The sequence below is a fragment of the [Mycobacterium] stephanolepidis genome (assembly GCF_002356335.1).
Lineage (GTDB): Bacteria > Actinomycetota > Actinomycetes > Mycobacteriales > Mycobacteriaceae > Mycobacterium > Mycobacterium stephanolepidis.
In genome coordinates this window covers 801,372-825,762 of sequence record NZ_AP018165.1, presented here as the reverse complement: position 1 = coordinate 825,762, position 24,391 = coordinate 801,372, and the positions used below count along the sequence as shown (strand labels likewise).

General features: G+C 64.5%; 20 protein-coding genes. 9 read left to right on the top strand and 11 right to left on the bottom strand.

The features are described 5' to 3' along the window. Positions 1–5 precede the first annotated feature (5 nt). The 3 genes from MSTE_RS04200 to MSTE_RS04190 are packed head-to-tail and all read left to right on the top strand — an operon-like array spanning position 6 to position 6,030. Positions 6–3,026, top strand: a complete 3,021-nt coding sequence (locus MSTE_RS04200; protein WP_096499246.1) for an MMPL/RND family transporter — start codon at positions 6–8, stop codon at positions 3,024–3,026. Positions 3,027–3,078: 52 nt separating this feature from the next. Then, positions 3,079–4,245, top strand: a complete 1,167-nt coding sequence (gene pe, locus MSTE_RS04195) for an acyltransferase PE (protein ID WP_096499244.1) — start codon at positions 3,079–3,081, stop codon at positions 4,243–4,245. 15 nt (positions 4,246–4,260) lie between these two features. Continuing rightward, positions 4,261–6,030, top strand: coding sequence for an AMP-binding protein (locus MSTE_RS04190; RefSeq protein ID WP_096499242.1), 1,770 nt, complete (start codon positions 4,261–4,263; stop codon positions 6,028–6,030). Between the two features lie 24 nt (positions 6,031–6,054). Here the strand turns inward: MSTE_RS04190 and MSTE_RS04185 are convergent, their stop codons facing one another. Together MSTE_RS04185 and pdxH are read right to left on the bottom strand one after the other, a co-directional pair. Continuing rightward, positions 6,055–6,708: a GAP family protein gene (locus MSTE_RS04185; protein WP_070941989.1), complete on the bottom strand. Its 654-nt coding sequence runs from the start codon at positions 6,706–6,708 to the stop codon at positions 6,055–6,057. A gap of 3 nt (positions 6,709–6,711) precedes the next feature. Continuing rightward, positions 6,712–7,359: a pyridoxamine 5'-phosphate oxidase gene (gene pdxH, locus MSTE_RS04180; protein WP_162291363.1), complete on the bottom strand. Its 648-nt coding sequence runs from the start codon at positions 7,357–7,359 to the stop codon at positions 6,712–6,714. 110 nt (positions 7,360–7,469) lie between these two features. Between pdxH and MSTE_RS04175 the strand changes: the two genes are divergently transcribed. Both MSTE_RS04175 and MSTE_RS04170 read left to right on the top strand, forming a co-directional pair. Continuing rightward, a complete protein-coding gene (locus MSTE_RS04175) occupies positions 7,470–8,606 on the top strand; it encodes a citrate synthase 2 (protein WP_096499240.1) in 1,137 nt (378 codons plus the stop codon). Positions 8,607–8,652: 46 nt separating this feature from the next. Next, positions 8,653–9,120 (top strand): VOC family protein, encoded by a 468-nt coding sequence (locus tag MSTE_RS04170; protein ID WP_096499238.1) that lies wholly within the window; start codon positions 8,653–8,655, stop codon positions 9,118–9,120. Positions 9,121–9,123: 3 nt separating this feature from the next. Here MSTE_RS04170 and MSTE_RS04165 read toward each other — a convergent pair whose 3' ends face one another. Next, positions 9,124–10,806 carry an FAD-dependent oxidoreductase gene (locus MSTE_RS04165; protein WP_157997628.1) on the bottom strand — a complete coding sequence of 561 codons (1,683 nt, stop codon included), beginning with the start codon at positions 10,804–10,806 and terminating at the stop codon, positions 9,124–9,126. Further along, on the bottom strand, positions 10,806–11,861 hold the full coding sequence (locus MSTE_RS04160) for an AurF N-oxygenase family protein (protein ID WP_057966592.1): 1,056 nt from the start codon (positions 11,859–11,861) through the stop codon (positions 10,806–10,808). The genes MSTE_RS04165 and MSTE_RS04160 overlap by 1 nt, the downstream gene beginning before the upstream one ends. A gap of 214 nt (positions 11,862–12,075) precedes the next feature. Between MSTE_RS04160 and serC the strand changes: the two genes are divergently transcribed. After that, complete coding sequence (gene serC / locus MSTE_RS04155) at positions 12,076–13,191, top strand: phosphoserine transaminase (protein WP_096499234.1); 1,116 nt, start codon at positions 12,076–12,078, stop codon at positions 13,189–13,191. A gap of 80 nt (positions 13,192–13,271) precedes the next feature. Here serC and MSTE_RS04150 read toward each other — a convergent pair whose 3' ends face one another. From MSTE_RS04150 to MSTE_RS04130, 5 genes are all read right to left on the bottom strand, one after another. After that, on the bottom strand, positions 13,272–15,140 hold the full coding sequence (locus tag MSTE_RS04150) for a glycosyltransferase family 39 protein (RefSeq protein ID WP_096505409.1): 1,869 nt from the start codon (positions 15,138–15,140) through the stop codon (positions 13,272–13,274). After that, a complete protein-coding gene (locus tag MSTE_RS04145) occupies positions 15,140–16,363 on the bottom strand; it encodes a bifunctional glycosyltransferase family 2/GtrA family protein (protein ID WP_096499232.1) in 1,224 nt (407 codons plus the stop codon). The genes MSTE_RS04150 and MSTE_RS04145 overlap by 1 nt, the downstream gene beginning before the upstream one ends. Before the next feature lie 66 nt (positions 16,364–16,429). Further along, a complete protein-coding gene (locus MSTE_RS04140) occupies positions 16,430–17,275 on the bottom strand; it encodes an alpha/beta hydrolase (RefSeq protein WP_231896984.1) in 846 nt (281 codons plus the stop codon). Positions 17,276–17,333: 58 nt separating this feature from the next. Further along, entirely contained in the window at positions 17,334–18,812 is a 1,479-nt protein-coding gene (locus MSTE_RS04135) for a flavin-containing monooxygenase (RefSeq protein ID WP_096499228.1), read from the bottom strand. Next, positions 18,809–19,651, bottom strand: a complete 843-nt coding sequence (locus tag MSTE_RS04130) for a short-chain dehydrogenase/reductase (RefSeq protein WP_096505407.1) — start codon at positions 19,649–19,651, stop codon at positions 18,809–18,811. The genes MSTE_RS04135 and MSTE_RS04130 overlap by 4 nt, the downstream gene beginning before the upstream one ends. Positions 19,652–19,722: 71 nt before the next feature. On the opposite strand from MSTE_RS04130, the gene MSTE_RS04125 reads away from it, so the two are divergent. From MSTE_RS04125 to MSTE_RS04115, 3 genes are all read left to right on the top strand, one after another. Continuing rightward, on the top strand, positions 19,723–20,739 hold the full coding sequence (locus MSTE_RS04125) for an AraC family transcriptional regulator (RefSeq protein ID WP_096499226.1): 1,017 nt from the start codon (positions 19,723–19,725) through the stop codon (positions 20,737–20,739). A gap of 99 nt (positions 20,740–20,838) precedes the next feature. Beyond that, positions 20,839–21,837: an alpha/beta hydrolase family protein gene (locus tag MSTE_RS04120; protein ID WP_408645903.1), complete on the top strand. Its 999-nt coding sequence runs from the start codon at positions 20,839–20,841 to the stop codon at positions 21,835–21,837. A 5-nt stretch (positions 21,838–21,842) separates the two neighbouring features. After that, a complete protein-coding gene (locus MSTE_RS04115) occupies positions 21,843–22,226 on the top strand; it encodes a hypothetical protein (protein WP_096505405.1) in 384 nt (127 codons plus the stop codon). Here the strand turns inward: MSTE_RS04115 and MSTE_RS04110 are convergent. Both MSTE_RS04110 and MSTE_RS04105 read right to left on the bottom strand, forming a co-directional pair. Next, complete coding sequence (locus MSTE_RS04110) at positions 22,219–23,079, bottom strand: PaaX family transcriptional regulator C-terminal domain-containing protein (protein ID WP_096499222.1); 861 nt, start codon at positions 23,077–23,079, stop codon at positions 22,219–22,221. The two genes, MSTE_RS04115 and MSTE_RS04110, sit on opposite strands and share 8 nt — an antisense overlap. A 67-nt stretch (positions 23,080–23,146) precedes the next feature. Beyond that, a complete protein-coding gene (locus MSTE_RS04105) occupies positions 23,147–24,376 on the bottom strand; it encodes a saccharopine dehydrogenase family protein (RefSeq protein WP_096499220.1) in 1,230 nt (409 codons plus the stop codon). Between the last annotated feature and the right edge of the window lie 15 nt (positions 24,377–24,391).

Here is a 24,391-nt window from a genome sequence, read left to right as displayed (position 1 = left end):
AAGATATGCGGCGGCTAGCCGATCTCGTGGTGCGATGGCCATGGGCGGTGATAGGCGCCTGGGTGGCGCTGGCCATCGCCCTGCCGCTGACCTTCCCCTCACTGACCGAAATGGCGGAGAAGCATCCGCTCGCCATTTTGCCGGCCGATGCTCCGTCGAGCGTCGCCGCCAAGAAGATGACCGAGGCGTTTCACGAATCGAGCAATGACGACCTGCTCCTGGTCGTGTTCATCAACGAGAACGGACTGGGGCCCGAGGACACCGCGACCTACCGCAAGGTGGTGGATGCGGTCCGACACGACCTGACCAGCGTCGTGTCGGTCCAGGACTTCATCGGCACGCCCGAACTGCGAAAATTTCTGACTAGCCAGGACAACAAGACCTGGATCCTGCCGATCGGCCTTGCGGGCGAGCTGGGCACGCCCAAGGCCTTCGACTCCTACAACCGGGTTACCGGCCTCATCCAGCGCAGCGTCGAGGGCAGTTCGACGACCGTGCACATCACCGGTCCGGCGGCCACGGTCGCCGACCTCACCGTCGCAGGACAACAGGACCGTCTACCGATCGAACTCGCGATCGCCATCCTGGTGCTCGCGGTACTGCTGCTGGTCTATCGCAGCGCACTGACGATGATGCTTCCGCTGGTGACGATCGGGTCCTCGCTGGTAATCGCGCAGTCCGTGGTGGCTGCCTACTCGCAGCTGACCGGGGCAGGCGTCTCAAACCAGTCCATCGTGTTCCTCAGCGCGATCCTGGCCGGCGCAGGCACCGACTATGCGGTCTTCCTCATCAGTCGCTATCACGACTATCTGCGGGCGGGTAAGACCTACGACCAGGCGGTCCGGGCCGCGATGATGTCGATCGGAAAGGTGATCACCGCATCCGCCACGACGGTGGGTATCACCTTCTTGCTCTTGAGCTTCGCCAAGATGGGCGTCTTCCAAACGGTCGGAGTGTCGTCGGCCATCGGAATCGGTGTCGCATACCTGTCCGGAATGACCCTGCTGCCCGCAATCCTGGTGCTGGCCGGACCACGCGGCTGGGTCAGGCCACGGCGCGAACTCACCGCCCAGTTCTGGCGGCGGTCCGGCATACGCATCGTTCGTCGTCCGATTCCACATCTGGTGGCCAGTGTGGTGGTGCTGGCCCTGCTGGGGAGCTGCGCGCTACTGGCGCGCTACAACTACGACGACCGCAAGGCCGTGTCGCCGTCTGCGCCCAGTTCGGTCGGGTACACCGCGCTGGAACGGCACTTCCCGCTCAGCCAGTCCATCCCCGAATACATCCTCATCCAATCGCCGCGTGACCTACGCACCCCACAGGCTCTCGCCGATTTGGAACAGATGGCGTCCCGCATCGCCCAGCTGCCCGACGTCGGCCTGGTCAGCGGTGTCACCCGGCCACTCGGTGAGGTGCCGCCCGAGTTCCGGGCCACCTATCAGGCAGGGCTCGTCGGCAGCCGGCTGGCCGACGGCTCCAACCAGATCAGCCAGCGCAGCAGCGACCTCAACCGGCTCACCGCCGGCGCCAACACTTTGGCCGGCAGCCTCGGCGACCTGCGCACCCAGCTCAACAAGATCGTCCCCGGCCTGCAGAGCCTGCTCGATGCGTCCAACTCGCTGAAGACCAAATCGGGCGGCGACGAACTGGTGCGGAACGTGGACAACGCCGCTAAGCTCGTCGACGCCATCAACGCGCTCGCCAATGACATGGGGTGGAAATTCTCCGCCGCAAAGGACATGTTCGCCTGGATCAATCCCGTGTTGAACGCATTACAGGCCAACCCGGTCTGCGATGCCGATGTCTCCTGCGCCACCACCCGCGGCCAGTTCGAGCGACTCGTCGGCGAACGCAACAGCGGACGCCTCGACGAAATCAATCAGCTCGCCCATCAGCTCGGGAATTCACCGGGCAACAAGGCAACACTTTCCGCGACGGTGACCAAGCTCAACGCCTCGCTCATGAGCGTCATGAACGGGCTGCAGGCCATGGGCCTGGACAAGCCCGGCGGTCCGCAAGCCGGACTCAACCAGCTGCGGCAGGGCGCCGACCGCCTGGCCGGCGGCAGCCAGCAGGTGGCCGGCGGTGTGGATCAGCTCGTCGGGCAGATCAAGGTGATCGTCAACGGACTCAACCAGGCATCGGCCTTCCTGCTGACGATGAAGACCAACGCCGCGGACCCGGCGCAAGCGGGATTCAACATTCCCGCCGAAGTGCTGAACAATCCGGACTTCCAAAGGGCGGCCAAGGCGTTCATCTCACCGGACGGCCATTCCGTGCGGTACCTCGTTCAGACCAAGCTCAACCCGTTCAGCCCCGAGGCGATGGATCAGGTCAACCAGATCAGCGATGTCGCCAAGGGCGCCCAGCCCAACACCACACTGGCCGACGCCACGATATCGATGGGCGGGTTTCCGACTGCCTTGCGCGATACGCGCGACTACTACCAGCACGACATCCAGTTCATCATCGCGGCGACACTCATCGTCGTGCTGCTGACACTGATGGTGTTGCTGCGGGCGATCGTCGCACCCCTGTACCTCGTCGGGTCGGTGGTGCTGTCCTATTTCGCGGCCATCGGCATCGGGGTCCTCACGTTCCAATTCCTGCTCGGCCAGCAGTTGCATTGGACCGTGCCGCCTTTGGCCTTCGTTGTGCTGGTCGCGGTGGGCGCCGACTACAACATGCTCTTCGTGTCACGAATGCGGGACGAGTCGACCAACAGTGTGCGCTACGGAATCATCCGCGCCCTGAATTCCACAGGTGGCGTGATCACCGCGGCCGGGCTGATCTTCGCTGCGTCGGTCGGTGGCCTGCTGTTCTCTAGCATTGGAATCGTGGTCCAGGGCGGCTTCGTGATCGGCGTGGGAATTCTGCTGGACACCTTCGTCGTCCGAACCATCACCGTGCCCGCCATCGCGGCACTGGTGGGATGGGCCAACTGGTGGCCGTCACAGGTCAGCAAGCGCCAGAGACCGTCGGTGACGTCACCGCCACCCGCAGCACCCGCGACGCAGGCGGGCTAGCACCAGAAATGTATGTGACACTGAAAATGAAGCCGAGCGGTCAGGAGCACGGATGAAAGACCTCCTCGCAGGAGCGGCCCTGCTGGTAGTCGCCAGCATGACAGGCTGTTTTGGCATCCCGTCCGCTGTCGCCGATGACCCACAGGTGCCCGGACCGCCTATCCCCCGAATCGCGGCAGACGGGACTGCGATGGCCGCGCCGGTATCGCCGGATCGGACCGCATATGCCCTGGGCGGTGCGCACGTGCTCGGCATCCCCTATGACGAGTACATCCGGATGACCGGTAAGGACTGGTTCCCGGGTATGAAGCGGGAAAACATCTGGTACCCCGCTGGGCAGGTCCAGGGGCACACCCTGGAGCGTCTGTTCCCCGGCATCGGCCCGGTCGGGGAAAAGATCATGCCCGGCCTTGGTCTGGACGGCCCCAGCATCGGCGAGTCGATCGACGTCGGGGAACCCAACCTCGAAAACGCCATTCGCGCCGGCGGTCCTGGCACCGCGATGGGGCTCTCCGAAGGGGCACTCGTCCTCAACGCCGTCAAATCAGCGCTGGCAAGCGATCCGACCGCGCCGGCGCCGGACTCACTGACGTTCGCGACGTTCGGCGATCCGGTCGCGCGGCACCCGTTCGGTGAGAGCTTCCTGACGCAGAACTTCGCACCCGGATCGGTGGTGCCGTTCATGGACTACACCGTGCCGGCTCCGGTCGAAAGCCAGTACCACACCGACCAATTCATCTCCGCGTACGACAGCATCGCGGACTGGCCGGACCGACCGGACAACCTGTTTGCGGTTGCCAATGCCATCGCGGGTCTGGCCACCGGCCATACGGCGATTGCCTTCACCAATCCGAAAATGGTTCCGCCGCAGAACATCCGGACGGAAGTCAACTCCCGGGGAGGAACGACGACGACGTACTTCATCCCCGAACAGCACCTTCCCCTGGTGCTGGGTTTCAAATACCTCGGCGTTCCCGAGGAGACGCTGAACAGGCTCGACGCAATACTGCAGCCTCGAGTGGATGCGGGTTACTCCCGTAACGATGACCCGGCGACGGCGCCGATCGCAGTGGACCCGGTGCGCGGTTTTGACCCCGCCAAGGTCACGGCTCCGGCCTCGCAAGCGACATTCGGCGGCGGTGCCGATCCGCTTTCACAGATCACCAGCGGCGCTCTGGCCGTGCTGGGCAACGGCACACGCTCAGCCCCTCCCAATTAGTACGGACGTGACACCATGACACCTTCAACCCAGTCATCCATCCTGTCGATGCTGCACGGCCGGGCGAGCCTGCGCCCGGATGACATCGCATTCACCTTCACCGACTACAGCCACAGCCCGACCGGTGTCGCCGAGAGCCTCACCTGGTCACAGTTGTCGCGTCGCACCTTCAACACGGCTCGCGAACTCAGCCAGCACGCGGCGGTCGGCGACAGGGCGCTGATCCTGGCTCCGCAAGGCCTTGAGTACATCCTGGCCTTCCTGGGTTCCATGCAGGCCGGCCTGATCGCCGTGCCGCTCCCGCTGCCGCACCGCGGTTCGAGCCTTGACCGGGTGAGCGCCGTCTTCGATGACACCTCGCCCTCGGTGGTGCTCACTACCTCGGCGGTTTCCTCGGATGTGGGCGACTATGTCGACCAGTCGCGCCTTGAGATCGCCCCCAAGATCATCGAGATCGACGCACTGCGGCTCGACGTCGACGGCGGGCCGAGCATCGCACCGGCCGACGTACCGGACATCGCGTACCTGCAGTACAGCTCGGGTTCTACCCGAACACCCACCGGCGTCGTGCTGTCGCACCGCAACCTTCAGTCAAATTTCGAACAGTTGATGCGCAGCTTCTTCGTGGACACCGGTTCCCGGATCCCGGCGGACGCCACCATCGTGTCCTGGCTGCCCTTCTATCACGACATGGGTCTGGTGCTGGGCGTCTGCGCCCCGATCCTGGGTGGCTACCGCGCCGACTTGACCAGCCCTATCGCGTTCTTGGAGAGCCCATCACGGTGGGTGCGGGCACTGGCCAAGAACCCGCACGCATGGTCCTCGGCACCCAACTTCGCCTTTGATCTGGCGGCCCGCAAGACGACCGACGCCGATCTGGCCGGGCTCGACCTGGGCGGAGTCCTCGGCATCATCAGCGGGGCCGAACGCGTCGAGCAGGCCACCTTGCGCCGCTTCGTCGATCGGTTCGCGCACTTCAACTTCCAGGACCACATGATGCGTCCGTCCTACGGGCTGGCCGAGGCGACCGTCTTCGTGGCCTCGGGCACCTGGAGCGAGACCAAGCCAGCTGCTCATTTCGATGTCGAAGAGCTGTCCGCGGGCCGCGTGCGGCGCTGCCCGGCCGGGACCGGCACGGCGCTGGTCAAATACCATGTGCCGCAATCCCCCACGGTACGGATCATCGACAGTGACACACACCGAGAGTGCCCGCCGGAGGCAGTCGGCGAGATCTGGGTGCACGGCGAGAATGTCGCCTCCGGCTACTGGCGCAAGTCACCCGAGGAACAGCGGTGCTTCGGTGCGAAGGTGACCGAGCCGTCGCCCGGCACTCCGGAAGGCCCCTGGCTGAGAACCGGTGACCTCGGGTTCATCTCCGAAGGCGAGCTGTTCATCGTCGGCCGCATCAAGGACCTGCTGATCATCCGCGGGCGCAACTACTACCCCGAGGACATCGAGGCGACGGTTCAAGAGATCACGCGCGGTCGAGTCGCGGCGATATCGGTCCCGTTCGACAGCACCGAGAAGCTGGTGACCGTCATCGAGCTCAAGAAACGCGCAGATTCCGACGAATCGGTGGCGCACTGGCTCCATGAGATCAAGAGCGAGGTCACCTCGGCGATAGCCAACGCCCATGGCGTGAATGTCGGAGACCTTGTGCTCGTGCCGGCCGGGTCGCTTCCCACCACGACGAGCGGCAAAATCCGGCGCGCGGCCTGCGTCGAGCAGTATCTCCAGGACGAGTTCACCCGACTGGACTCGGACACCCGCGTCGGAGTTTCCTGACCCCGACGCGACTGGCGAATGCCGTCAGATCGCGGCTAACCCGACGGCGAGCAGCACGCATCCGACCACGGCCAGCACCAGCGCGATGTTGCGGCGACGGTTGGACTGTATCCAGCTGTTGAGCCTCGCCATCACCTCGGCCGTGCGCTCCGGCGCCACAACATGAGCCAGTAGCGGAACCTCGATCAGCGCGAAGGCGATGATGTTGAACATCAGCAAGGCGGTGACCTGCGTGGCAGCCGGGGTGCCCGAGGCCACGATCACCGCCAGCGCGGCCAGGAAGTCGACCGAGGGCAGCGCGATTCCCAGCCCGGCAACCAATGCCACCCACAGCGATCCGCCCGTCGCGATGGACTGAATGCGTCCGGTGACCTTGTCCAACTGCGCATTTGAGGATGGGCCCCGCACTCGCGACGCCAGTAACGCGGCGACGAGCAGTGCCGCCACCCCGATGCCGATCTGCACTCGCGGCAATGTGAACTGCGCCGAACCAGTCGACACGTGCCGGAAGGTGAACAGCACCACGAGCCCCACTGTCGTGCCCATGGCGAATCCACCACACAGAAACGCCAGCAGCTGCAGCTGTGGGCGCGGCCGATTCAGCATCAGCACCGTCATGCCCAATCGGAACGGTTCGAAACTGACCGCAAGGGCCATCACCAGCAATGTGATCCACATATGTCAGGGCTGCAGCCGCTCAATCCGTCCGTCATGCAAGACAATCCGGTTGTGTACGCGGTTTTCACGGCCCTGCCAGAACTCGACCGTCTCGGGAGCGATCACGTAACCGCCCCACTGCGGGGGCACCGGCACCGTCTCCACATCGGCGAACCGAGCAGTGACGTCGTCAAGCTGAGCCAACAGTGCCGCGCGCGATTCGATGGGTGCCGACTGCTGTGAGGCCCAGGCTCCCAACTGCGATCCGCGCGGACGGTTCGTCCAGTAGTTGGCGGTCTGGGCCGGATCGACCTTGGTCACCGCACCACGCACGTGGACCTGTCGCCCCAGCGCGTACCAGGGAAAGGTGACGCTCGCATAGGGCGCTTGCTGGAGTTGGCGCCCCTTGGCGGAGTCATAGTTTGAGAAGAACGTCACACCTGCCGAGTCGAACCCCTTGCACAGCACCGTGCGCGTCACGGGCCGGCCGTCATCGACGGTGGCAAGCACCATCGCATTGGGTTCGGGGATACCGGAGGACACCGCAAGGTCAAACCACTTGCGCAGCAGGGGAAGCCAGCCTTCGGCAAGCCAATCGACATCCAGATCACCACTGCCGTCCTTTTCTCCGGGACGGTAGTCCGAGCGCAGCCATTCGGTCACGAAAATCACGCTACAGGCGAGCGTCTAAGAGAGATCGAGGTGACTAAGAATCACCCTTATTTGCAGGTGCAAGAATCGCCTTTACCGAGTTGTTACCCACAGGTAGGGAGTCGAGAATCATGACGGTTGCAGCGCCGCTACCAGCGGATTTCGCACCTGGACTGGAGGGCGTGACCGCCTTCGCCACCGAAATCGCCGAGCCCGACAAGGACGGCGGAGCCCTGCGCTACCGCGGTGTCGACATCGAGGATCTGGTCGCCCAACGGGTGACCTTCGGTGATGTGTGGGCACTGCTGGTCGATGGCAAGTTCGGCCAGGGTCTCCCGCCGGCCGAGCCCTTCCCCATCCCGGTTCACACCGGTGACGTCCGTGTCGACGTGCAGGCCGGGCTGGCGATGCTCGCACCCATCTGGGGCTTTGAACCGCTGCTGGACACCGAGGAATCCATAGCGCGAAATCAGCTCGCCCGCGCCTCGGTGATGGCGCTTTCGTACGTCGCCCAGTCCGCACGAGGCAACGCCGAACCCGCCGTACCCCAACGTTTGATCGACGAATGCTCCACCGTCACAGAACGTTTCATGACTCGCTGGCAGGGCGATCCCGACCCCAAGCACATCGAGGCCATCGACGCCTACTGGGTGTCGGCCGCCGAACACGGTATGAACGCCTCGACGTTCACCGCCCGGGTCATCGCCTCCACCGGTGCCGATGTGGCCGCCGCTCTCTCCGGTGCGGTGGGCGCGATGAGCGGTCCGCTGCACGGTGGCGCACCCGCTCGCGTACTGCCGATGATCGAGCAGGCGGAAAAGACCGGCGACGCCCGCGGTGTCATCAAGGGCATCCTCGATCGGCGCGAGAAGCTCATGGGCTTCGGCCACCGGGTGTACCGGGCCGAGGATCCGCGGGCGCGTGTGCTGCGCAGCACCGCCAAGCGCCTCGACGCCGCCCGCTACGAGGTGGCGGCCGCTGTGGAGCAGGCCGCCCTCACCGAGCTGCGTGAACGTCGTCCCGACCGCGTCATCGAAACCAACGTCGAGTTCTGGGCGGCGGTCATTCTCGACTTCGCGCAGGTACCGACCCGGATGATGCCGGCGATGTTCACCTGTGCCCGCACCGCGGGCTGGAGTGCGCACATCCTGGAGCAGAAGCGTCTCGACAAGCTGGTGCGGCCGGCCGCACTGTATGTCGGACCCGGGCCGCGTCCCATCGAGTCCGTGGAAGGGTTCGGGCTGCTGCGGTCTCGGGTAGACGCATAACCTGAACTTCTGGCGTCACTACGCGTGAGGTGGTTGGGTGGGGCCTATGACCCCTCCCGACCTCCCACCAGTAGAACCCTCCGTCTCTCCCTACATCATCGTCGAGGATTCCCGCGCGGCGATCGAGTTCTATAAGAACGCCTTTGGCGCCGAAGAGCTCGGCCTACTGGAGACTCCCGACGGCAAGGTGATGCATGCCGCCGTCAAGATCAACGGCACGACCATCATGATGAACGACGATTTCCCCGAGTACAACGACGGCAAGTCCAGCACGCCCACCGCCCTCGGCGGCACCCCGGTCACCATCCACCTCACGGTGCCCAATGTCGACGAGTGGTTCAGCCGTGCCGTCGACGCCGGAGCGAGCATCGAGATGCCACTCGAAGACCAGTTCTGGGGCGACCGCTTCGGCGTCATCAAAGACCCGTTCGGACACCTGTGGTCGTTGGGTCAACCGGTGAAGATCGTCAACCCCGAAGACCTCAAGAAGTACGTCGCCAGCGGCGGCGAGTAAGCCCTACCGGAGCAGCTCTTCCAACGCCGATCCGCGGATCGCCTTGCGCCACAACGGTGGTTGTGGGGCGTTCGCGGCTACGCGAAGCATTTCCGGCACCGAGACGAACTTGTCACGCGGACGGCCCTCGCCCTTGCCGCGCGCGATCTCCGCACGGTCGATCGCCAGCCAGCCGTCGTGATCGACAATCGTGGGCTGGCGCCGCTGGATCAGCTTGGACAAGCCCGACAGCCGTTGCACGGGATCGGCGAGCAGCCCGTTGTTGTAGTCCTCCACCAGCGAGGTAATGGTCTGCTGTGAGCAGGACTTGTTGGTCCCGATGAACCCGGTCGGACCGCGCTTGATCCATCCCGCCACATAGGTTCCGGGATGCGCCTTGCCGGTGGCCGGATCCGTCACGCGCCCTTGCTCATTCGGGATAACCGCACGCTGATTGTCGAACGGCACATCGGGCATCGGCACTCCGCGGTAACCGATCGAGGTGAGCACCAGGCCCGTGTCGATGGTGTCGGCGGCATCGCCGTGCTGGAACTCGATGCCCGCCACGTGACCCTCCCCCAGCACCTTGACGGGGGTGCGGTTGTAGGCGAACCGGATGGTCTTGCCGCCCGGCTCACGCGCCTCACGCGGGCAGGTGCTGAGCACCTCCAGCTTCTGCCGGGTCAGGGGCTCCAGATGCGTCTGCAGCGCCTCGTCGACCAGCTTGGCGGTTTCCTCGTCGATCACCACTGTCATATCGGGCAGCCCCACGAGACCAAGCAGCTCGGGCAGCGTGAACGCGGAGTGTTCCGGTCCACGGCGCCCGACGATGACCACCTCGCGCAGTGCGCTGTTGCGCAACGCGGTCAGGGCGGTGTCCGAAATATCCGTACGTGCAAGGCGGTCGGTGCTCCCGGTGAGCACACGCGCCACGTCCAGGGCCACGTTCCCGTTACCGATCACGACGGCACGCTCGTGGTCGAGGTTAACCCGGAAGTCGCTGTAGTCGGGGTGGGCATTGATCCACGCGACAACCTCGGTGGCGGTGGCGTTGCCCGGCAATTCGATCCCCGGGATATCCAGGCGACGATCGGAGGAGGCCCCGACGGAGTAGATCACCGCATGGTGATGCGCCAGCAGTTCGTCATGGCTGACGTCCTTGCCTACCTCGACGTTCAGGAAGAACTCGAAGTTGGGCTGCGCGGCCATCGTGTCGAAGAGCTTGGTCACCCGCTTGGTCTGCTGGTGATCGGGGGCCACCCCGGCACGCACCAAACCGTAAGGAGCAGGCAACCTCTCGAACATGCTGACCTTCACGTTCGGTTGGGTCAACAGTTCGTCGGCGGCGTACATGGCCGCGGGGCCGGAGCCCACGATGGCCACCTTCAGCCCGCGCCCGCTGGAACGGACGGGCGGTGCCTGGATGACCGGAGCCAAACTGGCGCGGGGGATTTCGCGCGGATAGAACTCCGAGTTGATCCGCAGGAAGGGCAGCTGCTCTTCCTTGAGCACCGAGTCCGGCTTGATGGCATCGACGGGACAAGCCGCGACGCACGCACCGCAGTCGACGCACGCGGACGCGTCGATGTGCAGCATCTCCGCCTTGAGGAAATCTGGCTCATCCGGCGTGGGGTGGATGCAGTTCACCGGGCATGCGTAAACGCACGAGCCCTCGTTACAGCACGCCTGGGTAACGACGTGCGGCATCAGGCGGGAACAGCGCTGTGTGAATCAGCCACTGCGGCTTCGGGAGCCGAGTAGTTCACCAGCGGGCCGCGCTGCGGCTCGCTGCGGTAACGGGCTGCGCGGCCATCGATGTGCAGCACCCGCCACACCAGCTTGGCCACGGGGTTCATCATCCCGGTTTCCCGGACCAGCATCCGCACGTCGGAGAAGACCTCGCTCATCGTCTGCCGCGATGCCGGGCTCTTCCAGAAGATCTCCTTCATCACGTCCTGCGGGATGTCGAACTTCTTGGCGAAGCTGCGCGGCGGCGTCATGATGGCGCCCATCAACACCCGCATCGTGATCGGGGTGGCGATCGACAACACAAATCGGTTGAACCAGTGCATGGCCGGTACACGCTTACGCAGGTACTCGTGCGCGAAGGAGATGTGCCGGGCTTCCTCGGCCACATGGATCTCCATGACGCGCTTCATGATCGGGTGCAGATTGTCACCCTCGCGCAGCACGTTCTTCTGTGTGTGATCGATGGGCTCCTCACCGGCGAGCACGCCCACGAAGAACATCTCCGGGAACGGCGTGGAGGCCAGCGGAACAAACGGGGACAGCCAGCGCAGCAGGCGCGGCATGCCGGGCACGTCGACACCGAGGCGGTTGACCATCTCCTGGAACATCAGGGTGTGGTTGCACTCTTCGATGGACTCGTGATTGAGGTACCGGAACTCCGGTGAGCCGTTGGGCACGCTGAACGCGTACTGGATCAGACCGCGGATCAGGATGCTCTCGAAGTGCAGACCCACCTTGGCGACGTTGGCCTGACGCCACATGCCGATCTCGATCTGCTTCTCCAGCGGCTGCGCCTGGTACCAGGGGTGGCGGCCGAAAGGGTCGGTCCGGTGCGGAAGCACCCAGCGCGGGTCATTGGGGACGACGGCATACTCCGGGTTATCCCAGTCGATATCGATGAAGGGATCGAAGTTCCGGTTCGTGGAGCCGTGCGACAGGGTCTCGAGCACCTGGACGTAGCTCGCGTCGGCACGGACTTCCTTCTTCGCGCGGAGCTTCTCGCGGAGCGACATGGCTTTATCTCCTTTGATTCGTCCAAAGACGCGGTAACGGACCTGCAAACTTTTACGTTCTGGGGCTACTTGGAAGTCTACAAGCTCTGGGCGAGTGTAAACAGGGCGGGAAGGCCCAATCTAGGTTTGGGACGAAACGTCCCATGTGACGTTCTCTGCAGGCTTTGTTTTGCGTGAGGCAGGTCTCAATGGGTCACCGTTTAGGCTGGTAGCCGTGGCTGAATTGACCATCCCCGCTGACCTCCTGCCCGCCGACGGACGTTTCGGCTGCGGCCCCTCCAAAGTGCGGCCCGAACAGCTGCAATCCCTCGTGGATGCCGGAGCCGCCCTTTTCGGTACGTCGCATCGGCAAGCACCCGTCAAGAACCTCGTCGGCCGTGTCCGCGAGGGCCTCAAGGAGCTGTTCAAGGCTCCCGAGGGCTACGAGGTAATCCTCGGCAACGGTGGCTCCACGTTGTTCTGGGACGCCGCCGCGTTCGGCCTGATCCGCGAGAAGTCGCTGCACCTGACCTTCGGTGAGTTCAGCGCCAAGTTCGCCTCCTGCGTGGCCAAGAACCCGTTCGTCGGCGACCCGATCAAGGTGGTCGCCGATGCGGGCAGTGCTCCCGCTCCGGTCTCGGATCCATCTGTTGATGTGATCGCCTGGGCGCACAACGAGACCTCGACCGGTGTCATGGTTCCGGTCCAGCGTCCGGCCGGCTCCGAGAACGCGCTGGTGCTCATCGACGCCACCTCCGGCGCCGGCGGACTGCCGGTGGATCTGTCGGAAGTAGACGCGTACTACTTCGCGCCGCAGAAGAACTTCGCCGGCGATGGCGGGCTGTGGCTGTCATTGATGAGCCCGGCCGCCCTGGAGCGGGTGGAGGAGATCGGCGGCAGCGGACGCTGGGTGCCCGACATCCTGTCGCTGCCGATCGCCGTGGAGAACAGCCTCAAGAACCAGACCTACAACACGCCGGCCATCGGCACGCTGCTGCTGCTGGCCGATCAGATCGACTGGCTGCTGAGCAACGGCGGCCTGGACTGGGCCACCAAGCGGACCGCCGATTCGGCATCGCGGCTGTACTCCTGGGCCGAAGCGACCGCGTTCACCACACCATTCGTGGCGGACCCGGCGCAGCGCTCACAGGTGGTGGGCACCATCGACTTCAACGACGACGTGGACGCGGCCGCCGTTGCGAAGGTGCTGCGCGCCAATGGTGTGGTGGACACCGAGCCGTATCGCAAGCTGGGCCGCAACCAGCTGCGGGTGGCGATGTTCGCGGCCATCGACCCCGAGGACATCTCCCAGCTGACGCAGTGCATCGACTGGGTCGTCGAGCGTCTCTGATTCACAGCCTTATGCCCGGAGTGGGAACCTGACGTGGAAAATCACCACAAAGCCGCGTCAGGTTCCCACTCGACCGGGTGCTAGTGCACCGTGAGGTTGTAGACGTCGACGTCGTCGATGGTCTGTTTGACGAACGTGCGCTGCACCCATTCCTGGATGGCTTTCGAGGTCTCACTGCCCGGGGGACTGAATCCCTCGCCACCATGGCCACCGCCCTCCCCATCGATGAAGTAATGGATCTGCCCGTCGGCCACGTATTGCTGAAACTGCGCCAGTGTCGGTGATGGGTCGGTCCCATTGAATCCACCGATGGGCATCACCGGCCGACCGGTGGCCAGCTGATACCCAGACGCCTTGTTAGAGCCGACGGCGGCGGCCACCCAGGTGTAACGATCCGCGTTGGCTTCCAGCGCGGCAACGATATCGGGGCCAGGATCACTACCATCGAGCAAACCGCCGCCACGTTGTGAACCGGCTTCGAATTCCGAACGATGCTCTCGCTCCGGCATATCCGGGAAGTCCGGGAACCCGCCGCCCTTGACCTCGGGCCCGGCCGAGGGAAGCGCTCCACTATGTGGAGTCGCGATGGTCTGGACCGAGTATGCGACCGGACCGGCCAACGCCACGATGAGCGCGGCGGCGGCGGCAGCCTTGGGATACCTGCGCAAGACGATGCCGATGACAGCGCCGAGCCCCAGGACCAGAATCACCCAGCGCAGCCAGGGCACAAATTCCGGGGAACGCCCCAGCAAGACCCAGGCCATCACCACCGTGAGCAACAATGTGGCCGCCAAAAACCAACGCACCCAAGACCGTTCACGCTCTCGCCAGGCGATGGACGCACCCGCTCCCACAAGTGCGGCGACTGCGGGCGACAGCGCCACCGAGTAGTAGGGGTGAAAGATCCCTTGCATGTAGCTGAAGACGGTGCCGGTGGTGAGCACCCACAGCCCGAAAACAATCAGCACCGCACGACGCATGTCCGTTCGGGATTCCTTGCGCAGCAAGACCAATCCCAGCACCGCCAGGACCACCGCACTCGGCAGCAGCCAGGCGATCTGCCCGCCGAGCGCCGGTTGGAACAACCTGCCGAACCCCGGTTCACTCCCGAAATGGCCACCGAATCCATACATCTCGTCGCGCGGACCGGACGCGCTACCCTTCTCGTTGCCGTTGAGTCGACCCAACCCGTTGTAGCCGAGGGTGAGCTCCAGAATCGAGTTGTCTGGCGATCCGCCGATCCACGGGCGTGAGCCCGGAGGCCACAGCTCCACTGTGACTATCCACCAACCTGCCGAAACCGCCGCCGCGGCAGCAGATCCGGCGAGCTGCGCCAGCCTCTTCCCGATACCTACCGGCGCGGCGATCAGATAGGTCAGCGCGATGGGCGGGATGACGAGCAGCACCTGCAGCTGCTTGGTCAGAAAGCCGAATCCGACCAGCGCGCCGACGAGGAGCAGCCAGCGGGTGCGGCCGTCCTCGATAGCGCGCAGCATCGTCCATACCGCGGCGATCATCAGCAGGACCAACAGCGGGTCCGGGTTGTTGAATCGGAACATCAGCACCGCCACCGGTGTCACCGCGAGCACCAGGCCGGCCAGCAGACCCGGCCCATGGCCGAAGTACCGGCGAACGGTCACATACAGCAGCCCGACTGAGGCCACACCCAAAAGCACTTGGGGCACCAGAATGCTCCAACTACTGAGCCCGAAGATGCGCGCGGAAAGTTCCATGAGCCAAAGCGAAGCCGGCGGTTTGTCAACAGTGATCGAGTTGGCGGCATCCGAGGATCCGAAGAACGCGGCCTTCCACGAGACCGAACCCGCCTGCACCGCAGCAGAATAAAAGGAATTGGCCCAGCCGTTGGAGCCGAGGTTGACCAGATACGCTGCCGCGGTGCCGACCAACAGGAAAGCAACGCTGATCCGCTCCCGGGACTGTTCCCGCACTAGCGAGTGCTCGCGCTTCGGAACACCCACCGCAATCCGACGAACCGAACGAGGGTGGCAACGAGGTTGGCCACGGTCAGCACGATCAGCAACAGATGCTTGGAGGCGTCCGGGACCAGGTGGTGCATGGCCACCAGAGAACCGCTGGTGAGGGCCAATCCGATGCCGAAGATGACAAGTCCCTGGAACTGATGCTTGGCCACGTCACGCCGACCCCGCACGCCGAAGGTGAAAAACCTGTTGGCAGACGTGTTGAGCACCGCGGTGATGAGCAACGCCAGGAAGTTGGCGGCCTGATCCCCCACCGCCCCGTGCAGGACCAGGAATAACAGGGCATAGGCCAATGTGCTTGCCACACCGATGATTCCGAACCGGACCAATTGGCCGACCATGCCGGCAGGCACACCCTCGACGAGCGGCTCACGGCCGAGGCTGTGACGCAGCTCGTCCAATGGCAGGGTACCGAGCATGAGTGCGCGGCCCAGCCGCCAGATGCCGAGCAGGTCCTTGCGAACGGTGTCGACGATGTCGACGCGACTGTCCGGGTCATCCACCCAGTCGACCGGTACCTCGTGGATACGCAGCCCAACCCGCTCGGCCAACACCAGCAGTTCGGTGTCGAAGAACCATTCCTTGTCTTCGACCAACGGGAGGAGCTGACGCGCCACGTCGGTACGGATCGCCTTGAATCCGCATTGCGCGTCGGAGAACCGGACCTGCAGCGAGGCATGCAGAATCAGGTTGTAGGTGCGTGAGATGAATTCGCGCTTGGGCCCACGGACCACTCGCGAGTTGCGGTTGAGCCGAGAACCGTAGGCGACATCCGAGTGCCCCGAGATCAGGGGTGCGACGAGCGGCATCAGTGCGTTGAGGTCGGTGGACAAATCCACATCGCAGTACGCCACAACCTCCGCGTCCGAGGACAGCCACGCAGCGGCCAGCGCCCGCCCCCGCCCCTTCTCCTCCAGATGCAGCACGTCGACATGGTCGAGCTCGGCAGCAAGCCGGTGCGCGATCTGCAGAGTGCCATCGGTACTGGCGTTGTCGGCAATGGTGATGCGGGCCGTGTACGGAACCTCGTTGGCAAGGAACGCGTGCAGTCTGCGCACGCACCGCTCCAGGTCGTTCTCCTCGTTGTAGACGGGGATCACGATGTCGAGGGTCGACGCGAGTACTGCGGTCGGTGCCGTCGCGGTGTCGATCGGCTGCATCACACTGGTCACAGGAGTGACAATGGTGCCCCCCGCTCTGACGCAACTGGGTCGCCACTGTGAGTTTCCTGTGAGGGGTTACGCGACCACCGAGCTCTCCAGGAATCGTGCCGCGATCTCGACGCTGCGACGAGCCTCCGGCAGGAGTCCAGGGACGATCCAGTAACCGTGGACAAACCCCGGCCATTCGTACGCCGTACAGCTTCCCCCGGAACCACGCACCTGCCGCGCGAACTGCTCGCCATCGGCACGCATGACCTCCAGGCTGCCGTAGTGCAACTGCACCGGAGGCAGATTTCCCAGGTCGCCGTTGAGCACTGACAACCTGGCGTCGGCGATATCGTGATCTGCCACGTACAACGCGAGGATTCGACGCGCACCGCGGGGGTTGAACGGGTTTCCCGTGATCCGGGTATCCGTGAAGGACGCGGCGAACGAAGGATCGATCAGCGGGCCGAACAACGCGAGCGACGCCGGTGGCGACACCCCCTCGGCCATCGCACGAGCGGACAGTGTTATCGCCAGGTGCCCTCCCGCAGAGTCGCCTGCGACCGTGATCTGGTCGGGCCGGTAGCCCTGAGAAAGGAGCCATCGGTACGCGGCAAAAACGTCGTCTTCTGCCGCGGGGAAAACAGATTCGGGTGCTCTGCGGTATTGCACGGTGAAAACCGGCAGCCCCGAGTACTGCGACAGGTATGACGCGAACCCGCGGTGAGTCCGGGGAGAGCAGATCGCGTAACCGCTCCCGTGGCACAGCAGGATGACCCCAGCGCCGTACTCCGCGGCGGGCGCCGTGACCCACTCACCACGAACCGGCCCGTCTTGTCGCCGAACAGCGGTGCCACGCACGGGAATGCTGGCCAGACACGCGATATGGATTGCCCCACGGGCCACCAGGATTGCCAGCCGGTTGGCGGGGAGCACGGTAGTGACCGGCCACAGGAGAACGTAGAGCAACCACGCCAGGAGGCGGGTACGAATGTCAGGTCGTCGAGTAGGTTCTGACATCCCCCATCACCAGGTCGTAGTCGGATAGGTTCGGTTCGGCGGCCAGTCGATGGCGATACGCATCGGGCGTCCATGGCCACAGTTCGGGTACGCCGTCCTTACCGAGATACCAGCTGGTGCAGCCCGTGGCCCAGACCGTGCCCGGCATGGCGGCCCGCATCTCGGAATTGAAAGCCGCTGTCGCAGCGGCGGAGGGTGCCACCGCGTCGATCTGGTTGTCCTGCCAGCGGCGGACCCAGCGCAGAATGTGCTCGCACTGGTGCTCGGCGATCGCGGTGAGTGAATAGTTGCCCACCGGGCTATGCGGACCCATCAGCATGAAGAAATTGGGGAACCCCGGCAGGCCCACCCCCAGATGCGCCACGGGCCCGTCGGACCACAGCTCGTCGATCGTAATACCCTCTTGCCCAAAAAGATTCATCGGGCGCATGAAAGCATGTGCATCGAATCCGGTGGCCAGCACCATGGCATCCACCTTGTGTAGCCGACCCTCGGCAGTCACTATCCCCTGTTCTTCGACGTGATCGATCGCCGTGTCCACCAGTGCGACATGGGGACGCTGCATCGCGCGATAGAAGCCCGCGGATATCACCAGCCTGCGACACATCGGCTGGTAGTCCGGGGTGAGCCTGCGCCGCAAGTCCGGATCCGCCACGGTCCGCAGGTTGGCCCTGCACAGTGCCGAGATCAGGCGGCGTTGCCAGCCGGGACGAACCAACGCCGCGGCAAGGAATTCGAACACACTGCGGTATCCGTGGTACGCCGCCGCACTGAGGATGGGCACCTTGGCCCGCACCATGTCCGCCAACTTCGTATAGGACGGATTGGGGACCGGCACCACCCATTGGGCGCTGCGCTGAAACAGTTTCAGCTCGCCCACAACCGGTTCGAGGCCGCAGACGATCTGAACCCCCGTCGATCCGGTACCGATTACCGCGACGCGCTTTCCCTTGGGGTCGAAGGAGTGGTCCCAGCGCGCCGAATGCATCACCGGCCCGTGGAAATCGGCGAGTCCGTTGATGGTCGGATATCGCGGTTCCCGCAAGATACCGGTGGCCGAGATCAAGAAGTCGACGACCAGGACATCGCCTTGATCGGTCCGCACCCGCCACCGGCCGTCCTCGAAGCGGGCCTCGGTGACCGTGGTGCCGAACCGAATGCGTCGGCGAATGTCGAACTCGGTGGCGAAGCGCCGGAAGTACTCACCGATTTCGCCCCCTGGCGAGAAGAACCTGGACCAGTCCGGCTTCGGCGCAAAGGTGAATTGGTAAAAACGAGAAGGGATATCACAGCTCAGGCCGGGGTAGGTGTTGTCTCGCCAGGTGCCGCCGACCTCATCCGCCTTCTCTAGAATGGTGACATCGGTAATGCCCGCCTGGTGCAGCATTGCCGCCATACACAGACCGGACATGCCGGCTCCGACGATCGCGACAGAGGGTGACCGGCGCATCATGCCGCTACCCCCGCATCCGCTTCGCGAATCGCCTTCCGTAGTCGTCTATTTCGGCCGAGAAGTCCGTCTAGGTGATAGACGGCCGTCCTCAGGTCCAGCAGCAGCGGCACCCAGCGAGGTGCGTACACCCGACGGCTGCGCCGTGCGATGCCCTCGACAATGGCCGTGCCGGCGGTGCTGACGGGAGCAGCCTTCCCAACAAAATCCGGGAGGGTGGACATGATGGCCCCAAGACCGTGGTTACCCGCTATCGAATTCCCCAACTCGGTGTCGATCAGCCCGAAATACGCGATACCGACACCGACTCCACTATCGGACAGCTCGATTCGCAATGCGCGCGCCAGCGCCTCGACACCCCACTTAGCGGCCATGTAGGCACTGAAGGTCGGACCCGGGAGCCCGGCCGCCGCGGAGGCCACCACCATCACGTATCCGCGTCGCGCCCGAACGTGCGGAATAGCGATCCGTGCGGTGTGGAACACACCGACCAGGTTCACATCGATCACCTGCTGCCACTCCTGCGGCCGAACGCTCGCGACCGTCGCGATGGGCCCGGCAATGCCCGCGTTCGCGAGCACGATGTCGATTCCACCGAATCGTTGGACAACAGCGTCCATTGCCGTGGCGATCGATTCGGGATCGGTGACATCGGCGGCGAACCCGGCCACCCCGTCCCCCAACTCAGCAGCCAGTGCATCCGCCCGGGCTGCGTCCCGATCCAGCACCGCCACCGAAGCTCCCCGCCGCGATAGCTGCCGCGCCACCTCGGCACCAATGCCATTGGCGCCGCCGGTGATGACCGCCACCTGCCCGAACATGTGATCAGACGTCCTTGCCATGGCCTGAACGTATTGATCGCACATCCAGCATTGAATGACTTCATCCGCCAAAGACTTGATAAATTCGGACAGTGCCCGATGATGGTGGTCGCCCATTCTGGGACTATCCGCGCTCGCCCACCGCGACACGGAACCTCGTCGAAGCGGCCAGAGACCGCGGTTTCGGCACGGACCTATGCCTGACGGAGACGGGCCTCACCGACGCCGACCTGGTAGGGCCCGATGCCGTCGTGAGCGGGGCTCAGGAACTGCAGATCGTGCGGAACTTGTTGGCGCTCACGGGAGATCCGGTGGGGCTCGGGATCGAGGTGGGTACCCGTTATCAAATCGCCAGTGCTGGAATCTTGGGATTCGCACTGCTGTCCAGCCCGACCATGCGCGACGCGCTCGCGGTCGGGTTACGTTTCAGTCAGCTCAGTTCGACATTTCACCGCTTCACGCTGACCATCGGCGACGCGGACAGCATTTTCGATCTCGACGAGAGCGACATCCCGCCCGATGTCCGCCGGTTTCTACTGGAACGCGATCTGGCGGCGATCGCCGGCATAGTTCCCATCCTGTTCGGCGGCGCGATGCCGGTAGGAGCACGCGTGCAGCTTCGGAGCGGTCCCGACACGCCCCTGCGCCTCCTGGCCGAGCTACTCGCCGTCGAGTTCGAATCGCCGCGAAACGCGCTGGTGTTTCCCACCGAGCTGCTGGCGGCACCGTTGCCGACCGCCGATCCGCACACGGCCGCCCTGTGCGTGCGCCAGTGCGAGGAGCTTCTCGAACAACGGCGCTCCCGTGACGGTATCGCCGGTGAGGTGCGCCACCAGCTGCTTCGAGTCCCCGGGCAGGTGCCCACCATGGGCCACATCGCCGCGGGCATGCACATCGCCGAGCGCACGCTGCACCGTCGGCTGGCACGCGAGGGAACCTCCTATCGGGCACTGCTCGACGAGGTACGCGAGACCCTGGCCAAGGAGCTCCTCGCCAACGGGCTCACCGTGAAAGAAGTCTCCGACCGTCTGGGGTACTCCGAACCCGCGGCATTCACGCACGCCTACACGCGCTGGCACGGCGCTCCGCCACGGGCGCGTCTGATGTGACGACACGTTCCACATAAATATTGATTCATATACGATCGTCTAGTGTTCGATAGTTTTGGTGCCTCCTTTCGGTCGAATCGCCGGCGCGCGCGGCTCCTCATCACCGTGGTTTGCGTCATCGCACTGATACTGGGCACAGGTGGCTGGGTGATCTGCGCGAACGACTTCGCGATCAGGACGCAACAGGTGACCATCCCCGGCTCGACTGGGCCACTTCAGGCGATACTCGCCTTACCCCGGCACGGCGCCGCCCCGTTCGGGCTGGTCGTGTTCGTGCACGGCGACGGCGCGGCGAATGCGACACGAGACGGCTTCTACGAACCGATCTGGGAATCATTCGCCAAGGCGGGATATGCCTCGCTGTCCTGGAACAAGCCGGGAATCCAAGGCGCTCCGGGTAATTGGCTGAATCAAAGCATGCACGACCGGGCCAACGAAGCGGAGGAAGCGATCGACTGGGCGCGCAAGCGCACCGATATCGACCCGCGGCGGATCGGGATATGGGGTATCAGCCAAGGCGGATGGGTGGTACCCGAGATCGCCTCGCGCCGGCCGGATCTACAGTTCGTGATTCTCGTTGGCGCAGCGGTGAATTGGCTACGACAAGGGAGATACCACCTACTCGCCGATCTTCGACACCGTGGCGCCTCCGAATCCGAGATCGCCACCGCGTTGAATCGCCGCGAGACGGGATTGCGACTACTGCGTGACGACGCGACCTACGAGCAGTACCTTGCGGCGCAGCAGGATTCTGATCCCATGTCCGCCGATCGCTGGAACTTCGTCCGCAAGAATTTTCGGTCCGATGTCACCGACATCCTGCCGCTCGTCACGACGCCGGTTCTGCTCGCAGTCGGCGACGACGATCTGAATGTCGATGTCGACGAGACCGAACAGATCTACCGTCGGATCCTGCCGCCACAGCAGCTGACGGTGCAGCGCTACCCCAACGCATCACACAACATCGTGAAGGCCGATTTGGACAACGATCAGAATTGGCGCTCGACGATGGTCGCGGTGCTGTTCCCACGTTCGCTCTACGCGCCCGGCTACCTGGAAAACCTACGGAATTACGTTGCGAGGCAGCCGGTGCGCTGAACGTGATGAGCAGTGGGGTCCTCATACGACGGCTGACGTTCTGCGAGGCCGCGGGTGCGGTGCTACTCGCGGCGGCGACGCTGCCGTTTTCCTCACCGTGGACGGGCGCCCCGCCGCTGTGGGTCCAGCTGCTCGGACTGACTTTTCTGCTCGGAATGTTCACCGCCAAGTTGGTTGTCTTGCGGCGCATCACCTCTGCGGTGACATTGGCGAGTCTTCACGGTGTGCTGCGCCTTCACCTAGCGGTCGGCGCGTACGCCCTGGCGGTGTCCCTGCTGTTTCCGCTGCCACCGTCATGGAGCTGGTTCTGGTTCGCACTAACCTTTCTCGGCGCCGTGCTGGGCGGTGTCGCACTGGCTCGGATGCGGCGCACAGCGCCGTTCAGATGATCTGCTGAATCGCATCGGCATACCATCCGAACAATCGGATTGGTTGTTCGGCTTCGGTTTTCGCAAGCTCTGCCCAGCACGCGGCGACCGCCGCACGCGCGGCCGCGCCCACCCACGGCTGTGGGAGCAGCTGCGGCGGCAGGAGCGGGTCGGGTTCAACCGCCCGTGTGAACTCTGCCGCCAGCGCCACGGCGAGAGTGAGTAGTTCGGTTCGTGACGCCGTGCGAATCGCGGGAAGAACAGCTTCGGCCACCGCCAGCAGCCTGCGGTGGCGCTCGGCGATTGCGTCGACCGGCCAGAGTCGGTCGGCCAGCTCTCGAGCTTCCGATCGGCCACCCAGTGCGAGGTCGGTCGTGGTGAACGACGTCACGTGCTCGGTCACGCCGAGTTGTTCGGCGGTGTCCGCGATCCGGGCTTCCCAGGCATTGGCGCACACATACAAGCCACCCTGGATCGGCGCACCTCCCAACCGCAGAATCGCGTCGCGCATGGCATCGCGTGCCGTACGGGCCGATTCGGGTACCGCGAATGCGATGAGGTGCCAACACCCATCCCACGGTGCGAGGCCGCGATCCTGCTCGTACATGTAGCGCACGTATTCCAGGTCCGGTTCCAGTGAGTTCCTCGTCGCCCCCGTCGCATACAGAATCGCCCTGCGCCCCCGCCCCTCCTGCGTGAAACGGCCCTCGGCAACAAGGCGTTTGACACACAATCGGACCTGCTGGTCGCTCATGCCCAAGATGCCGGCGACGTCGTAGAGCTCGCCGGCGGAAATCGTCGCGTCCTCACGGATCATGCTCTCGACGACGCTGCGGGTGGAGATATCGGAGTTCAGGACGTGTTGGATGTCCAAACGTTCACCTCATGAAAGCCGCTGTATTGTGTTCAATCATCCTACGTTCGGTGAACCGCCGAACGAATCAGGGCCGCGGCGCATGCTCAACCAGATACGGCGGGATCCCCGGCGCACACCCCAGCGCCGTCCCAAGGTCGGCGAAGAACCGCCGTGGCTCGATAACCGCCTCGGGCGGGTGAACTCCCACGCGGCGCGCAGTGCCATCGATCACCTGTGCCATCCCGAGGGCCAGGGGCACACCGGTGATGCGGGCCATGTCACGTAACGCGCTTCTCATCGGTTGTGCTTGTGGTCCGGTTAGATTCAGGCGCGCAAGCGCGGTATGACGATCTCCGCCCCGTTCACCGACGACTGCGGCAAAGAACGGTGGCAGGGTCCCGGGCCCCCGCAAGCGAACAGCCGCATAGGCCGAGCGCACCGCACGCCGCATTCCGGGGACCGCGAACGCCGCAGCGGCCTGTTCCCGCGTAAGTAGTCCGGTGTCGATATCACGACGCAGCGTGTCGAGATAGGCCACCGTCCACGGTTTGATGACCATGAGGTTCAGAACGGTGCCGATCGGTTTCAGACTGCGCCGCAGCGTGATCGGCTCCGGATGGCCGATCGAGTAGGCAGTACCCCGATGTCCGGCGGGCAGGTCCAACGCGACAGGGGCCAGCGGACGCTGCTCGACGAGCTGCCCGTCCCCCACCGCGGTGATGGTGCCGCTGGCCTGCTCCATCCAATGCACCGCCGCAGCAGTTGGCCTGCCACCGGAGCCGAGCAACTGAGCCTTGCCTTCGGTGTCGTCCCCGTCGGTGCCGACGTCCACGGGCCACGCCGTGTAGATGTCGTGGATCGAATCGAATTCCGCTGCGGCCGTGGCGGCAAGCAGGTTACTGATTCCCGGACTCGCGCCCATACCGATCACCGCACAGACGCCGTATTCGCGCGCCGTCTCATCGAGCTCAAGCATCTGCAACGTCGGCTCCCAGTCGTCGCAGATGTCCAGATAGTGCGTTCTTGTCTCGATCGCCGCAAGCAGCACCGTCAGCCCGAAACGGAAGTATGGCCCAACGGTATTCAGTACGAGGTCAACCGTCCCCAGGACGGCGCGCAATGCCGCGTCATCGGTGACGTCGACCTGAACAGCCCGGACCGGTACACGGCCCGCCCCCAACTGCCGCACCAATCCTTCGGCCGCGCCGAGGTCGCGGTCGGCGATGACGATCTCTTCGATGCCCGGTATTTCTCGAGCGGTCCGCACGGCGACAGCCCCCATCGCCCCTGCTCCACCCAACGCCAAAATCTTCATGCGCCCCATATTACC

Bases quoted from the DNA above. Each gene is read 5' to 3' on its own strand.
- MSTE_RS04200 (WP_096499246.1), top strand. From the start codon at position 6: ATGCGGCGGCTAGCCGATCTCGTGGTGCGATGGCCATGGGCGGTGATA.
- MSTE_RS04115 (WP_096505405.1), top strand. From the start codon at position 21,843: ATGAGCAGTGGGGTCCTCATACGACGGCTGACGTTCTGCGAGGCCGCG.
- MSTE_RS04185 (WP_070941989.1), bottom strand. From the start codon at position 6,708: ATGTGGATCACATTGCTGGTGATGGCCCTTGCGGTCAGTTTCGAACCG.
- MSTE_RS04130 (WP_096505407.1), bottom strand. From the start codon at position 19,651: ATGGCAAGGACGTCTGATCACATGTTCGGGCAGGTGGCGGTCATCACC.
- MSTE_RS04135 (WP_096499228.1), bottom strand. From the start codon at position 18,812: ATGATGCGCCGGTCACCCTCTGTCGCGATCGTCGGAGCCGGCATGTCC.
- MSTE_RS04175 (WP_096499240.1), top strand. From the start codon at position 7,470: ATGACGGTTGCAGCGCCGCTACCAGCGGATTTCGCACCTGGACTGGAG.
- MSTE_RS04105 (WP_096499220.1), bottom strand. From the start codon at position 24,376: ATGAAGATTTTGGCGTTGGGTGGAGCAGGGGCGATGGGGGCTGTCGCC.
- MSTE_RS04165 (WP_157997628.1), bottom strand. From the start codon at position 10,806: ATGCCGCACGTCGTTACCCAGGCGTGCTGTAACGAGGGCTCGTGCGTT.
- MSTE_RS04170 (WP_096499238.1), top strand. From the start codon at position 8,653: ATGACCCCTCCCGACCTCCCACCAGTAGAACCCTCCGTCTCTCCCTAC.
- MSTE_RS04190 (WP_096499242.1), top strand. From the start codon at position 4,261: ATGACACCTTCAACCCAGTCATCCATCCTGTCGATGCTGCACGGCCGG.
- MSTE_RS04160 (WP_057966592.1), bottom strand. From the start codon at position 11,861: ATGTCGCTCCGCGAGAAGCTCCGCGCGAAGAAGGAAGTCCGTGCCGAC.
- pe (WP_096499244.1), top strand. From the start codon at position 3,079: ATGAAAGACCTCCTCGCAGGAGCGGCCCTGCTGGTAGTCGCCAGCATG.